At 64.1% G+C, this 13,460-nt stretch carries 12 protein-coding genes; 8 read left to right on the forward strand and 4 right to left on the reverse strand.

Features of this window, described 5'->3' with window-relative positions:
- Positions 1 to 26: 26 nt before the first annotated feature.
- The 6 genes from XH89_RS10300 to XH89_RS10325 all read left to right on the forward strand — a co-directional run bounded on the left by XH89_RS10300 (position 27) and on the right by XH89_RS10325 (position 8,094).
- Entirely contained in the window at positions 27 to 434 is a 408-nt protein-coding gene (locus XH89_RS10300; protein WP_194466955.1) for a hypothetical protein, read from the forward strand.
- 145 nt (positions 435 to 579) lie between these two features.
- Positions 580 to 2,043 carry a GH1 family beta-glucosidase gene (locus XH89_RS10305; RefSeq protein ID WP_194466956.1) on the forward strand — a complete coding sequence of 488 codons (1,464 nt, stop codon included), beginning with the start codon at positions 580 to 582 and terminating at the stop codon, positions 2,041 to 2,043.
- A gap of 262 nt (positions 2,044 to 2,305) precedes the next feature.
- The gene (locus tag XH89_RS10310) at positions 2,306 to 3,538 is read left to right on the forward strand and encodes an acetyl-CoA C-acetyltransferase (protein ID WP_194466957.1); all 1,233 of its coding nucleotides are present in this window, start codon (positions 2,306 to 2,308) and stop codon (positions 3,536 to 3,538) included.
- Positions 3,539 to 3,873: 335 nt separating this feature from the next.
- On the forward strand, positions 3,874 to 6,516 hold the full coding sequence (locus XH89_RS10315) for an EAL domain-containing protein (protein WP_194466958.1): 2,643 nt from the start codon (positions 3,874 to 3,876) through the stop codon (positions 6,514 to 6,516).
- Positions 6,517 to 6,576: 60 nt separating this feature from the next.
- Positions 6,577 to 7,500 (forward strand): amino acid ABC transporter substrate-binding protein, encoded by a 924-nt coding sequence (locus XH89_RS10320; RefSeq protein ID WP_194466959.1) that lies wholly within the window; start codon positions 6,577 to 6,579, stop codon positions 7,498 to 7,500.
- A 291-nt stretch (positions 7,501 to 7,791) separates the two neighbouring features.
- Positions 7,792 to 8,094, forward strand: coding sequence for an HU family DNA-binding protein (locus XH89_RS10325; protein ID WP_194466960.1), 303 nt, complete (start codon positions 7,792 to 7,794; stop codon positions 8,092 to 8,094).
- 70 nt (positions 8,095 to 8,164) lie between these two features.
- Here XH89_RS10325 and XH89_RS10330 read toward each other — a convergent pair whose 3' ends face one another.
- The 4 genes from XH89_RS10330 to XH89_RS10345 all read right to left on the reverse strand — a co-directional run bounded on the left by XH89_RS10330 (position 8,165) and on the right by XH89_RS10345 (position 11,857).
- Positions 8,165 to 8,320, reverse strand: a complete 156-nt coding sequence (locus XH89_RS10330) for a hypothetical protein (RefSeq protein ID WP_194466961.1) — start codon at positions 8,318 to 8,320, stop codon at positions 8,165 to 8,167.
- 5 nt (positions 8,321 to 8,325) lie between these two features.
- Positions 8,326 to 10,707 carry an endopeptidase La gene (gene lon / locus XH89_RS10335; RefSeq protein ID WP_194466962.1) on the reverse strand — a complete coding sequence of 794 codons (2,382 nt, stop codon included), beginning with the start codon at positions 10,705 to 10,707 and terminating at the stop codon, positions 8,326 to 8,328.
- A gap of 8 nt (positions 10,708 to 10,715) precedes the next feature.
- The gene (locus XH89_RS10340; protein WP_194466963.1) at positions 10,716 to 11,099 is read right to left on the reverse strand and encodes an Hsp20/alpha crystallin family protein; all 384 of its coding nucleotides are present in this window, start codon (positions 11,097 to 11,099) and stop codon (positions 10,716 to 10,718) included.
- 188 nt (positions 11,100 to 11,287) lie between these two features.
- A complete protein-coding gene (locus XH89_RS10345) occupies positions 11,288 to 11,857 on the reverse strand; it encodes a ferritin-like domain-containing protein (protein ID WP_194466964.1) in 570 nt (189 codons plus the stop codon).
- A gap of 150 nt (positions 11,858 to 12,007) precedes the next feature.
- Between XH89_RS10345 and XH89_RS10350 the strand changes: the two genes are divergently transcribed.
- Both XH89_RS10350 and XH89_RS10355 read left to right on the forward strand, forming a co-directional pair.
- Positions 12,008 to 12,634 (forward strand): MarC family protein, encoded by a 627-nt coding sequence (locus XH89_RS10350; RefSeq protein ID WP_194466965.1) that lies wholly within the window; start codon positions 12,008 to 12,010, stop codon positions 12,632 to 12,634.
- A gap of 170 nt (positions 12,635 to 12,804) precedes the next feature.
- Positions 12,805 to 13,458, forward strand: coding sequence for an L-fuculose-phosphate aldolase (locus XH89_RS10355; RefSeq protein WP_194466966.1), 654 nt, complete (start codon positions 12,805 to 12,807; stop codon positions 13,456 to 13,458).
- Positions 13,459 to 13,460: the final 2 nt, after the last annotated feature.

Below are 13,460 nucleotides of genomic sequence, written 5' to 3' on the forward strand. Positions count from 1 at the left end.
CGGGAATACCAGGGAAGGTTGCTCCCATGCTGAAGGACGGTACCTACGCGGCGTGGTACGAGACGCCGTTTGACCAGGGCACTGGCATCGTCCACGTCGCAGATGGCCAGATCTGGGGCCGCGACAGCCTGATGACGTATCATGGCGCCTGCAAGATCGACGGCGATCGCTTCACCGCAACCGTGTCGACGAAGCGTCACACCGATGGACGTGCCACGGTGTTCGGTGTCTATGACGAACTGACCCTGAACATCGAGGGGGTCTCCCACGGCAAGATCGCGACATACACGGCGACGGCCGGAGAGGCGCGGGGGATCATGCTCCGGGGAACGCTCATTCTGACGGAACGGCCGGCGGCGGCAGCTGAACGAAGCGAGCCGATCCCGGCATTCGATCCCGGCAAGCTGCCAAAGCTGTCGAAACGCTCGCGGTAATTGCCGGGACCCTGCGGCGCGCAGCATCGACATATTGCGCCTCGGGCAGCGCAATTCCGTATCCTCAAACTTTGGCGGCGGCGCTTTTCAAACTGCCTGCGTCCCGTCATTGTGCCGCGGAATCAATCATCTCGAGGCAGCATCTATGTCGGACAAGGTCTCGCGTCGCCAGTTCGCGAAAATCGCGGGGTTGTCCGCAGCCGGAATGACTGGGCCCCTTGAGGCTGCCGAGGCCAGGCCCGCGGCGGCGCCGCGCAGCGCCGATGGCTTTCCAGCAGGCTTTGTCTGGGGCACGGCGACGTCGTCCTATCAGGTCGAGGGCGCGGTCGAGGAAGACGGGCGAGGGGCCTCGATCTGGGACAAGTTCGTGCGTATTCCCGGCAAGATCGAAGATGGCACCAATGGTGACCGCGCCGTTGAGCATTACCACCGTTACAAGCAGGACATCGCGCTCATCAAGGAACTCGGCTGCAAGGCCTATCGCTTCTCGGTGGCCTGGCCAAGGGTGTTTCCGGATGGCGACAGCAAGCCCAATCCGAAAGGGCTCGACTTCTACAATCGTCTGGTCGACGAGCTCCTCAAGAACGGCATCGAGCCGTGGCTGACGCTTTATCACTGGGACCTGCCGCAAGCGCTGCAGGACCGTCTTGGCGGCTGGCGCTCGACCGAGACCTGCAAGATCTTCGGCGACTACGCGGCCTATGTCGCCGAGCATCTCACCGATCGCGTCAAAAGCGTGTTCACACTGAACGAGAGCGGCCGCTTCGTCTATTTCGGCTACGGTATCGGCATCGATGCGCCGGGCCTGACCTTGCCGCAGGCCGACGTGAACCAGATCAGGCACAACAGCGCGCTCGCGCACGGGCTTGCGGTGCAGGCGGTTCGCGCCCATGGCCGCCGCGGCACGCGCGTCGGACCTGCCGAGAACATCGATGCCTGCATTCCCGCGATTGACACGCCCGAGAACGTCCGCGCCGCCGAGATCGCGCTGCGCGAGCTGAATGCCGGCTATCTCAACGTCATCATGACCGGCGCCTACACCGACGCGTTCCTGAAATATGCCGGCGCCGCCGCGCCGAAATACACCGACGCGGAGCTGAAAATCATCGGCTCACCGATCGATTTCCTCGGCCTCAACATCTACGCACCGCAGCACTACATCGTCGCGTCCGACCAGGGCGCGGGCTTCATGCCGCTGCCGATCCCGAAAGCCTTTCCGCACATGAATTCGGATTGGCTGCGCGTCGGCCCCGAGACGATCTACTGGGTGCCGAAGCTCGCGGCCAAGATCTGGAAGACGAATGCGATCTATATCAGCGAGAACGGCACCTCCGGTGACGATCAGGTGACGCAAGACGGCAAGATCTACGACACCGATCGCATCATGTACTTGCGCAACTATCTCGCCCAGCTCCAGCGCGCCACCGCGGAAGGCGTGCCGGTACGCGGCTATTTCCTCTGGAGCCTGTTGGACAATTTCGAATGGGTGTTCGGGCTCAACAAGCGCTTCGGGCTGTATCACGTCAATTTCGACACCCAGGTGCGTACGCCAAAGCTGAGCGCAAGCTTCTACCGCAACGTGATCGCAAAGAACGCCGCGGGGGCGTAATCGCTTCAATCATGCAGAGGTCGTCATGCCCGGGCTTGTCCCGGGCATCCACGTTCTTTGTGCCGCGTTGCGAGGCGTGGATGGCCGGGACATAGGCGAGCGGAAGCGACGCCGTCCTTCGGGCGGCTATGCCCGGCCATGACGTGGCGGATGCTTTCGCGTCGCGGAAAATGCACGTGAGAGGCGTGAGCGCCGCGCATTGACTCCACTCTCCCCCTGATTCAAAACCGTCCCCAACACGCATAACAAGAGGACAACGCCCATGGCCGACGCGCTGATCATCGATGCCTGCCGAACCCCGCGTGGCATCGGCAAGGCTGGCAAGGGAGCATTGTCAGGCATTCATCCGCAGCAGCTTGGCGCCACCGTGCTGCGTGCGCTCGCCGATCGCACCGGCATCGACACCGCCGATGTCGACGACATCGTCTGGGGATGCAGCGCGCAGGTCGCAACGCAAAGCGGCGACCTCGGCCGGATGTCGGCGCTCGATGCCGGCTATGACGTGCGCGCCAGCGCCGTGACGCTGGACCGCTTCTGCGGCTCCGGGATCACCAGCGTCAACATGGCGGCCGCATCGATCATGGCGGGCGCGGAAGATCTCGTCATCGCCGGCGGCTGCGAGATGATGTCGATGGAAGGACGCCGCGGCGGCGGACCGATGATGATGGACTCCGGAAATCTGCGGCTTCGCGCGCGGCATCCGCAATCGCATCAGGGTGTCTGCGCCGATGCGATCGCGACGCTGGAAGGCATCACGCGTCGGGACGTCGACGCGCTCGGGCTGGAAAGCCAGAAGCGAGCCGCGCATGCGATTGCCGGCGGTCACTTCAAGAAGAGCCTCGTGCCCGTGCATCGCGAGGACGGCAGCCTCGCGCTCGACCATGAGGAATATCCGCGGCCGCAGACCACGATGGAGGGGCTAGCTGTGCTCAAGCCGGCATTCCCCGCGATCGCCGACTATGCGCTGGACGACAAGGGCACGACCTATCGCGGCCTGATCCTGCAAAAATATCCTGATCTTGACATCGACTTCATGCACCACGCCGGCAACTCGTCGGGCGTCGTCGATGGCGCCGCTGCGATCCTTCTCGCCTCTCCGTCTTACGCCAAGGCGCATGGCCTTAAAGCCCGCGCCCGCGTGGTCGCGATGGCCAATATGGGAGACTCGCCGACCCTGATGCTGAACGCGCCGGTGCCGGCGACGCGCAAGGTGCTGGCGAAGGCCGGGCTCACCATCGACGACATCGACCTGTTCGAGATCAACGAGGCCTTTGCGGTGGTGGCGGAAAAATATATCCGCGACCTCAAGCTCGACCGCGCCAAGGTCAACGTCAATGGCGGTTCGATCGCGCTCGGCCATCCCATCGGCGCAACCGGCTCGATTCTGATCGGCACCGTGCTCGACGAGCTCGAACGGCGCGACCTCAAGCGCGGTCTCGTCACCATGTGCGCGGCCGGCGGCATGGCTCCGGCCATCATCATCGAGCGCGTCTAGACCGCCGTCCTCATCGGCATCGGGCCAGACGACCGGGGTCGCCCGGCCGCCTGCCACGGGCGGCTGTCTTGGTCACAGCAGCGCAGCCGGGAGATGCACATCTGGATGCGACGGCCTCCGTAGAATTGCGGGAACAAGGCCGGGTTCTGTCGCATCATCCGTGACGACGAAACGCGCAGGTAACCGTGACCGACAGTCGATGGTCGTCCTCGCGCGGCCTTTAACCTGATTCGACATACTCGAAGCCCTACGGTCCGAAGGATGGGCCGTTCTGGGAGTTGTGTTTCCTGATGCTTCGGGCTGTTCGCGCGCTCAAAGGCCGATTGGCGATGTTGGTGGCGGAGGGGAGAGCCCAGCCGATCCGCCGGACCGATGCGACGCGTCCCGTTGCCCTGCTGGTGCTGTGCGGCGCGTTTCTGATCGCGCTCGTCGTGTGCACCATCGCTCTCATCCTGTCCAATCTGCGCGATCACGCGCTCGCCGCGAGCAAGCAGCAACTGCTGGCGACTGCGACGATGCTGGCCGAGCAGGCGGCACGCGATTTCGAGGCCCTCGACCTGATCGAGGCAAATCTGATCGAGCACATGCAGATTCTCGCCGTCGTCTCCGACGAGGTCTATGCACGTTCGATGGCGAGCCGCGACATCCAGCTCATGCTGGAGGACAAAATCGGGAGCTTTCCGCATATCGGGGCCGTCATGCTGGTTGGCGCCGACGGGACGGTGATCAATTGGTCCGTCGCATGGCCGACACCACCCCTCAACGTCGCCGATCAGGACTATTTCCTGGACCTGAAGGCCACACCGGCCTTGATTTCGAAGCTCGGCCGTCCGGTCAAGGATGCGCGCACCGGAGCCTGGACCGTCCCGCTTGCCCGCAAATTCATGGGGGCGGACGGCGAATTTCTCGGGCTCGTCGTCGGCATGATCAAGTCCCGGCATTTCGAGGAGCTCTATCGGACGCTGGTCCGCGGCGCGGACGAAAGCATTGCGCTGATCGGCCGTGACGGCGTAACGCTGGCGCGCTATCCGCATGTCGATCCCGTCGTTGACCGGTCCATCTCGATCGCCCGGCTGGCCGAGATCACCCGATCGGGCGGAGGTGTCGTCCGGGAATTCGACGCGCTCGATGGCACCGACCGGCTGATCGCGGCGACATCTCTCGTCAAGGTTCCCATCCTCCTGACGACCAGCACGACGGTGCCGGCGGCGCTCGCCGGCTGGCGGACGGAGGCCTGGTTTCTGATCGGCCTCACCCTGGTTCTCGTCGTCGCCATCGGCGGCACCGGGGCCGTCGTCGTGCAGCATTTCCGCAAGCAGAGCATCCGGCTCGATGCGACGCTGAACAACCAGTCGCAGGGCGTCTGCATGTACGACGCCCATCATCGCCTGATCGTCTGCAACGACCGCTACGCCAAGATGTTCAACCTTCCCAACGAGCTTATGAGACCGGGAACCGCGCTGCGCGAGGTGTTCGAGTATCGGCTTTCGCGGGGGCTGTTCCCTGCAGACGGCGCCGACGCACTGAAGGCGATCATTGCCGCCAACGAACCGGCAAGCATCGTGGCGGAGCTTCCCGACGGGCGCGCGGTGGTGATCGTCTTCCGTCCGGTGCCCGGTGGTGGCTTCGTGAAGACGGTCGAGGATATCACCGAGCAAAAGCGCACCGAGAAGCGGATCGCCCACATCGCACACCACGATGCGCTGACCGGATTGCACAACCGCGCCTCGTTTTCCGACTATCTGGCGACGACGGTCGACGAGACCATCCGCGCCGGAGGGGCCTTCGCGATTCTGTGCCTCGACCTCGACCGCTTCAAGGAGATCAACGACCTCTATGGCCATCCGGTCGGTGACGCGCTGTTGTGTGAGGTGACACGGCGTCTGAAGCAGGTTGCGGGCGATGCCTTCCTGGCGCGGGTCGGCGGCGATGAGTTCATCGCGGTGCTGCTTGGCGAGGCCCAGGCTGCGGGTGCCGGCCGGCTTGCGGAGCAGCTGCGGGCGGCCCTTGTCGGAGACATAGAGATCGCCGGCCGGCAGGTACGTATCGGCGTCAGCATTGGCATTGCATGCTCTCCGATCGACGGCGACGATCCGACGACGCTTCTGGCCAATGCAGATATCGCGCTCTATCGCGCCAAGTCTGAAGGACGCAATGCGATCCGGTTCTTCGAGGCGGACATGGCGACGCAGCTTCGTGACCAGCGCGAATTGCAGCATGATCTGCAATCCGCCGTGGCCGATGACGAGCTGCGACTCGATTTTCAGCCGCTGGCGCGGATCGGCGGCGAGATTGTGGGCTTCGAAGCGCTGGTCCGCTGGTGGCACCCGAAACGCGGCCTGATCTCGCCCGGCACATTCATTCCGCTTGCCGAGAAGAACGGGCTGATCGTCGCGATCGGCGAATGGGTTCTGCGTGCCGCGTGCCGCGAGGCCGCATCCTGGACGAACCAGCTCAAGATTTCTGTCAACCTGTCGCCGGCGCAGTTCCGCAACGACGACATCGTGCGGCTCGTCCATGGGATCCTGATCGAAACCGGATTGAGCGCCGGCCGGCTGGAGCTCGAGATCACGGAAGGTGTTCTGATCGATGATTTCTCGCGCGCGGTCTCGATCCTGCGCCGGCTCAAGGCGCTCGGAGTGCGCATCGCGCTCGATGACTTCGGCACGGGTTACTCGTCGATATCCTACCTGCACGCGTTCCCGTTCGACATGATCAAGATCGATCGCAGCTTCATTTCGAACCTGGATCACCCGCAATCGAAGGCGGTCTTGCGCGGCGTCGTCGGACTGGCACGGGGGCTCGAGCTTCCGGTCACCGCTGAGGGCGTCGAAACGAAGGTGCAGCTCGATGTTCTCACCCAGGCTGCTTGCGAATTCGCACAAGGCTTCCTGATCGGACGGCCGGGCTCGATGACCCAATATGCGGAGGTCGTGGGGCGGCCGGTTCATCGGGAGCGGCTGGCCGCCAAGATGTGAGCGGGCCGAGGACCAATCGTACTGACAGGATTTGGCGATCCCAACGAAGGAAATGGAGCGATGCGTATCAAGATCATCCTGGCCATAGCCGCGCTGAGCATTGCGAGCCGATCGGCGGTCGCCGAGGACCTGACCGGTACACTGGAGAAGATCAGGAGCACCGGGACGATCGCGATCGGACATCGTGAATCGTCGATTCCGTTCTCGTATTACGACGACAACGAGAAGGTCGTCGGCTATGCCATGGACCTCTGCTATCTGGCGGTCGACGCCGTGAAGGCGAAGCTGGGGCTGCAAAAGCTCGATGTGAAGCTCGTGCCCGTCACGCCGTCGGGGCGAATCCAGTCCGTGCTGAGCGGGGCGATCGACCTCGAATGTGGAACGACCACCAACAATCTCGAGCGCCAGAAGGTGGTGACGTTCTCGACCACGTATTTCGTTGCTGCAAACCGTATCATGGCCAAGACGGCGAGCAATGTGCGGACCCTCGATGACATCAGGGGCAAGACTGTCGTGTCCACTGTCGGGTCCACCAATCTCAAGCAGATCAGTGAGCTCAATACCCAGCGTCAGCTCGGTCTCACCATTCTGGCCGTCAAGGACAACGGGGAAGGGTTTCGGATGCTGGAATCCGATCGGGCCGCCGCGTTCGTGATGGACGACATTCTGCTCTACAGCCGGATGGCCAATTCGGAGAATCCGGGCGCCTACCTCGTTTCGGAGGAGGCGCTGTCGGTCGAGCCCTACGGCATCATGCTCCGGCGCGACGATCCGGCTTTCAAGAAGGTGGTCGACGATGCGCTGGCGGCGGTCTATCGCAGCGGGGAAATCCAGAAGATCTATGCCAGATGGTTCCTGACGCCGATTCCACCGAACAACGTCAATCTCAACGTCCCGATGAGCGCGCCGCTCAAGCTTGCGATTGAGCATCTGATCGACAACGGCGACCCGGCTGCCTATCGGACGGAAAGCCTCGCGCGGTGAGGCGGGACTGACGCATTTCGATGCTTCTCTTGCGACCGGCCTTTCACAAAGAGGCCGGTCGTCGCTTGTCGAAAGTATCGAATCAGCTTTAGCAAGTTGCTTGCGGGCCTTTGAAACAAGGCAAAAACCGCTGCGCGAGGTACCTTCCGCCCCGGAAGTCGCTAAAATGCAGGGGTTTTTGTCACAGGAGGGCCAAAAAAGCCCGTAAAACCGCGACAAAACTGTGCAGAAGGCTATAGGCCTTCGCCGGTTGGTCTAATATGCAACCGGCAACGAATCAGAGGAGACACGATGCCAACCCAAATGTCCAAATCGCAGTTGATCGAAAAGATTGCGACCGCCACCGAGCTCTCCAAGCGCGACGTCAAGAGCGTCATGGAGACGCTGACCGACGTCGGTCACAAGGAGCTCAAGAAGAACGGCCTGTTCCTGGTGCCGGGCTTCGCGAAGTTCGTGGTCATCAAGAAGCCTGCGACCAAGGCGCGCAAGGGCACCAACCCGTTCACGGGTCAGGAGATGATGTTCAAGGCCAAGCCGGCCCGGAAGATCGTCCGCGCCCGCCCGGTCAAGGCCGCCAAGGACGCCGTGGCCTGATAACGCAAAGGCCCCCTCGATGAGAGGGGGCCTTTTGTCTTGAGTGACGCAGGGGTCGATACGGAGGGGATCAGCCCTTGCGGCGCTTCACCCGAACCGGGATCGGCTGAAGCCGCGGCTCCGGTGCTGCGAGCGCATCGCGCACCCGGTCGATGGCACGACCGAGCAGCTGGCGCAGCCGCTGCGTTTTCCGCGATTTCCTGGCCTCTTCCAGCAGTTTCTTCATCGCCTTCACTCCGCCGCTTCGACCTTGGCCGCATCGGGCTCGAGCGCGGCGGCGATGGCCTCGTCGACGCGCTCCAGCCAGATGAATTCGAGGTTGTCCCGCGCGCTCTTCGGGATGTCGTCGTAGTCCCGCTTGTTGCGCGCCGGTAGCATCACCCGCTTCAGCCCGGCGGCGGCTGCGGCCACCACCTTCTCCTTGATGCCGCCGACCGGCAGCACCAGGCCGCGCAGCGAGATTTCGCCGGTCATCGCCGTGTCGCTCCTCACCGTGCGATTGGTGAGCAGTGACGTCAGCGCGGTGAACATCGCCACGCCCGCGCTCGGTCCGTCCTTCGGGGTTGCACCCGCCGGAACGTGAACGTGGATGTCGCTCTTCTCGAACACCTGGGGATCGATGCCGAGCTGGGTGGCTCTGCTCTTCACCAGAGTCAGCGCCGCCTGCACGCTTTCGCGCATGACCTCGCCGAGCTGGCCGGTCAGGATCATGCCGCCGCGGCCGGGCACGCGCGAAGCCTCGATGAACAGGATGTCGCCGCCGACTGGCGTCCAGGCAAGTCCGGTGGCCACGCCGGGGATGCTGGTGCGCTGCGCGATCTCGCCTTCGAAACGCGGCTGGCCGAGCACGGTGGCGATGTCCTTCGTCGCCACCACGACTTTGGCGGCCGTGCCCTCGGCCACCTGCACTGCGGCATGGCGAAACACCTTGCCGATCTCGCGCTCGAGGTTACGCACGCCGGCTTCGCGGGTGTAACCCTTGACGATCAGCTTCAGTGCCTCCGGCTCGATCTCGGCTTGGTCTGCCGTCAGGCCGTTGGCCTCCAGCTGCCGCCGCACCAGGTAGCGCTGCGCGATCTCCAGCTTCTCGTCCTCGGTGTAACCGGCGAGGCTGATCAGCTCCATGCGGTCCAAGAGCGGGCCCGGAATCTGGTCCAGCATGTTGGCGGTCGCGATGAACACCACGCGCGACAGGTCGAAGGGCACGCCCAGGTAATTGTCCCGGAACGTCCCGTTCTGCTCGGGGTCGAGCACCTCCAGCATCGCGGCGGAAGGGTCGCCCTGCACGCCACGGCCCATCTTGTCGATCTCGTCCAGCATCATGACGCAGTTGCGTGCGCCCGCCTTCTTGATGCCCTGGATGATGTTGCCGGGCAGCGCGCCGATATAAGTGCGGCGGTGACCGCGGATCTCGGCCTCGTCATGCACGCCGCCCAGGCTGACGCGCACGAAAGGGCGATCCATCGCACGCGCGATGGATTGGCCGAGCGAGGTCTTGCCGACGCCGGGCGGGCCGACGAAGCACAGGATCGGCGCCTTGCCCTGCGGGGCCAGCTTGCGCACCGCCAGATATTCGATGATCCGGCTTTTGATCTTCTCGAGGCCGAAGTGATCGGCATCCAGGATACGACGTGCTTCCTTGATGTCGATCGGCTTCTCCGCGGGCAGCGCCCAGGGCAGCTCGATCAGCCAGTCGAGATAGGTGCGGACCATGCCGGCTTCACCGGCAGTCTCGGGCATGCGCTCGTAGCGGCGCAGCTCCTTCTTGGCGTGCGCCTCCGCCTCCGGCGGCATGTTGGCCTTGGCGATCGCAGCCGTCAGCTCGGCGACCTCGGCAGCCTTGCCGTCGCCTTCGCCCAGTTGCCGCTGGATAGTCGCCATCTGCTCGCGCAGGATCGCCTCGCGCTGCCGCTCGTCGAAAGACGCCTTGGTCTTCTGGCCGATCTCGTTGGAGATGCGCAGCACCTCCAGCCGTTCGGCCAGGTGCTTGGACACCTTCTCGACGCGCAAGGCGAGGTCGATGGTCTCCAGGACCTCCTGCTTGTCCTGCGGCTTGATGTCCATGAACGAGGTCGCCAGATCCGCCAGCGCGCCGGGCGCACTGGTGCTCTGGAACATCGCGACCAGCTCGGGCGGCGCCTGCGGCAGCAGCTCGATCGCCTCGACGGCCTGGCGCTGCAGGTTCAAGGCGCGTGCCTCGATCTCCGGCGAATTCGTGGTCGGCTCCGGAATCTGCTGGATGCGCGCGGCCGGGAACGGCGTCCCCGGCAGGAAGTCGAGGATGCGCGCGCGCTGCACGCCCTGACAGACGATGTGATGCGTGCCGTCTGGCGCGGTGATGTAGCGCACGATGTTGGCGATGGTTGCGACCCGGTAGAGGTCGTCCGGACCGGGCTCATCGATCTCGGGGCTGCGCTGCAGGACGATGCCGATCGGCCGCTGCTCGCGCAGCGCCTGCTGCGCGGCGGCGACGGACTTGGGCCGCGCGATCGCGATTGGCGCGATGGCGCCGGGGAACAGCACCATTTCGCGCACGGGTATGATGATCAGGGCGTCTTCGGGGATATTCACGTCGGAATTCGTCTGTGGGTTATTCATCTGTTCGGTGGCCATGATCGACCTCAGGATTTGGCGAGGCGCAGTGCGACGCAGCCGTCCATCACGAAGCGGCTGATGGCGTAGCGGCCAAGCGGCAAGGCAATGCGGCGCTCAAATCGTCCTTGCGGCAGCTCGAGCCGGTGGATGCGGGCGTTGCGAAGCTCCGGCGGCAGCGTGCGCTGGCCGGAAATGACCAGCACGCCGTCATGGATGACAGTCTCGACATTGTCCGGATTGACGCCCGGAAGCGCGACCAGGATCAGGAGCTCATGCTCGGTCTCGAGCACGTCGATCGGCGGCTCCCAGCAGGTGTCCTGGCGGCCAAACTGCTGGCGCAGCCGTTCGGCGCGGGTCAGCTGGTCCAGGGCTTCGGACAGCATCCAGTCGAAGGGATTTTTGGGTTGCATGGCAAGACTCGGGGAAGACGCTGCGGTTGGAAAACGGGGATATGGTGATGGTTCCCGCAAATTCCAGCATCGCGCGTTTGCGGCATGCCTGCCTCTCGCAGCGAAGCCGACCCTTGCGCTCAGACGCATCGACGCCGCGAAAGATGTTCCGCGGCGTCGGCGGCAGCAATTGGGCGGGACTGACGGGATCAGGCGGCTTGACGGTATTCGGCCTCCGCCTCGAGGTTGATTACGGAGGTGGCGAGTTCGGACAGGGTGTGATCGGTCGCCTCTTCCTCCTCCAGCGTCTCCTGGAGCAGTCTTGCGGCATCAGCCATGCCGAGCTCCTCGGCCCAGGTGCGAAGTGTGCCGTAGCGGGAGATCTCGTAATGCTCGACGGCCTGCGCCGCGGCGAGCAGGCCGGCGTCGAGGGCAGGGGCGTTCTTGAAGTCCTTCATGATCTCGGCGCCTTCGTCGGTGATGCCGTTGATCGCCTCGCACGGCTTGCCGCGCGCCGGCTTGCCCAGCATTCCGAAGATCTGGTCCAGACGTTTGACCTGGCCCTGCGTCTCGCGCAGATGCTTGTTGAAGGCGGCGGCGAGCTCCTTGGAATGCGCGGCCTTGGCCATCTTGGGCAACGTCTTGATGATCTTGTTCTCGGCGAAATAGATGTCCTTCAGTGTTTCCAGAAACAGGTCGCTCAACATCTTGGGCGCCTGACGCGGGCGGCGCGATGCGGTCTTTTTCGCAGAGGCACGTTTCTTTGCTCGTTTAGCCATAGATCCTCCTCATGAGGCGACACGGGAAGGCATGCCCTTCCTCAATCCTCACGCGATCAAGAGTCGGGATCAGCAAATGTTCCTCGCGAAGGTCCGCGCGAGCCGCTATGGCTGGCCAGCAGAACCCCGCTCGCCCGAGACCCCTGTCCCATGCTCGACTTCGCCCTGTCCGCCTTCGTCACGCTGCTGCTGGTGGTCGATCCCGTCGGCCTTGCGCCGGCCTTCCTGGCCGCGACCGGCGGCATGCCCGACAAGATCAAGCGGACGGTCGCGCTGCGGGCGCCGTTCATCGCAGCCTCGATCCTGGTCGTGATCGCGCTGGTCGGAAACTGGCTGCTGCGCCAGCTCGGGATCGGCATCCCCGCCTTCCAGATCGCGGGTGGGCTGCTCTTGTTCGGCGTGTCCTACCAGATGATCTTCGGCGACCGGCCGCATCGCGAGGCGCGGGAGGCCGACAAGGCGACCGCCGAGCACGCCTCCGACGTCGCGGTGTTTCCGCTCGCCATCCCCATGATGGCCGGTCCCGGGGCCATTGCGACCACGCTGCTGCTGTCGGGCGGTGCCGGCTATGGGGCGAAGCTCGCGATCATCATCGTGATCGTCCTCGCGGTGTGCCTGATTTGCATGCTCTGCTTTCTCTCGGCCCACCTGATCGCACGGACGCTGGGGCGGACCGGAAATGCCGTGCTGTCGCGTGTGCTCGGCATGCTGCTCGCGGCCTATTCGGTGCAATTCGTGATCAACGGGATCGCGGCCGTTCGGGCGAGCTTGTCATAGCCCTGCGACGATCTGTTAATCTATTGATTTTACAATTTATTTTCTGTCGCTCGGGGAGTGGCGGAAAGACGGCGCCTGAACAGGTCCGCTTTCGCTTGCGCTGCCACATTGCTTTGACGTACTTCGGGTCTAACAACGCCCATAGCCAAGAAGGTGGAGATGAACTCGAGATGTCGGTGACAGCGGACGAGCTCGACAAGAGACAGGCCATCATCGACGCCTGCCGCCGCATGAACGCGCTCGGCATCAACCAGGGCACCTCGGGCAATATCAGCGTGCGGCACGGCGACGGCATCCTGGTCACGCCCACCAGCGTGCCCTATGACGCCATGACGCCGGACCAGATCGTCTTCATGGCGATGGACGGCTCGCACGCCCCGAGCCGGAAGCCCTCCAGCGAGTGGCGCTTCCACCTGGACATCCTGAAGGCGCGCACTGATGTCAACGCCGTCGTCCACGCCCATCCGACCTATTGCACCATCCTGGCGATCATGGGCATGGACATCCCGCCGGTGCATTACATGATCGCGGCCGCCGGCGGCGACAGCATCCGCTGCGCGCCCTATGCCACCTTCGGGACAGCGGAACTGTCCGCGCATGCGGTCCACGCGCTGGAGGGGCGGCAGGCCTGCCTGCTCGACCATCACGGCATGATCGCGATCGGCAAGACCCTCGACAAGGCGATGTGGCTTGCCGTCGAGGTCGAGACGCTGGCGCGGCAATATCACGGCTGCCTCCAGATCGGGAAACCGCCGCTGCTGTCGAGCGCCGAAATCGAACGGGTCCGCCAGCGCATGGCCGGCTACGGCCTGTCGGAAGGGTAGGG

Origin of the sequence: Bradyrhizobium sp. CCBAU 53340, from assembly GCF_015291645.1 — a bacterium.
Classification (GTDB): Bacteria; Pseudomonadota; Alphaproteobacteria; order Rhizobiales; family Xanthobacteraceae; genus Bradyrhizobium.

Excerpts from the sequence above, each read along its gene's own strand:
- XH89_RS10350 (WP_194466965.1), top strand. The coding sequence starts at position 12,008 with ATGCTCGACTTCGCCCTGTCCGCCTTCGTCACGCTGCTGCTGGTGGTC.
- XH89_RS10320 (WP_194466959.1), top strand. The coding sequence starts at position 6,577 with ATGCGTATCAAGATCATCCTGGCCATAGCCGCGCTGAGCATTGCGAGC.
- XH89_RS10330 (WP_194466961.1), bottom strand. The coding sequence starts at position 8,320 with ATGAAGAAACTGCTGGAAGAGGCCAGGAAATCGCGGAAAACGCAGCGG.
- lon (WP_194466962.1), bottom strand. The coding sequence starts at position 10,707 with ATGGCCACCGAACAGATGAATAACCCACAGACGAATTCCGACGTGAAT.
- XH89_RS10345 (WP_194466964.1), bottom strand. The coding sequence starts at position 11,857 with ATGGCTAAACGAGCAAAGAAACGTGCCTCTGCGAAAAAGACCGCATCG.
- XH89_RS10305 (WP_194466956.1), top strand. The coding sequence starts at position 580 with ATGTCGGACAAGGTCTCGCGTCGCCAGTTCGCGAAAATCGCGGGGTTG.
- XH89_RS10310 (WP_194466957.1), top strand. The coding sequence starts at position 2,306 with ATGGCCGACGCGCTGATCATCGATGCCTGCCGAACCCCGCGTGGCATC.
- XH89_RS10355 (WP_194466966.1), top strand. The coding sequence starts at position 12,805 with ATGTCGGTGACAGCGGACGAGCTCGACAAGAGACAGGCCATCATCGAC.
- XH89_RS10340 (WP_194466963.1), bottom strand. The coding sequence starts at position 11,099 with ATGCAACCCAAAAATCCCTTCGACTGGATGCTGTCCGAAGCCCTGGAC.
- XH89_RS10325 (WP_194466960.1), top strand. The coding sequence starts at position 7,792 with ATGCCAACCCAAATGTCCAAATCGCAGTTGATCGAAAAGATTGCGACC.
- XH89_RS10300 (WP_194466955.1), top strand. The coding sequence starts at position 27 with ATGCTGAAGGACGGTACCTACGCGGCGTGGTACGAGACGCCGTTTGAC.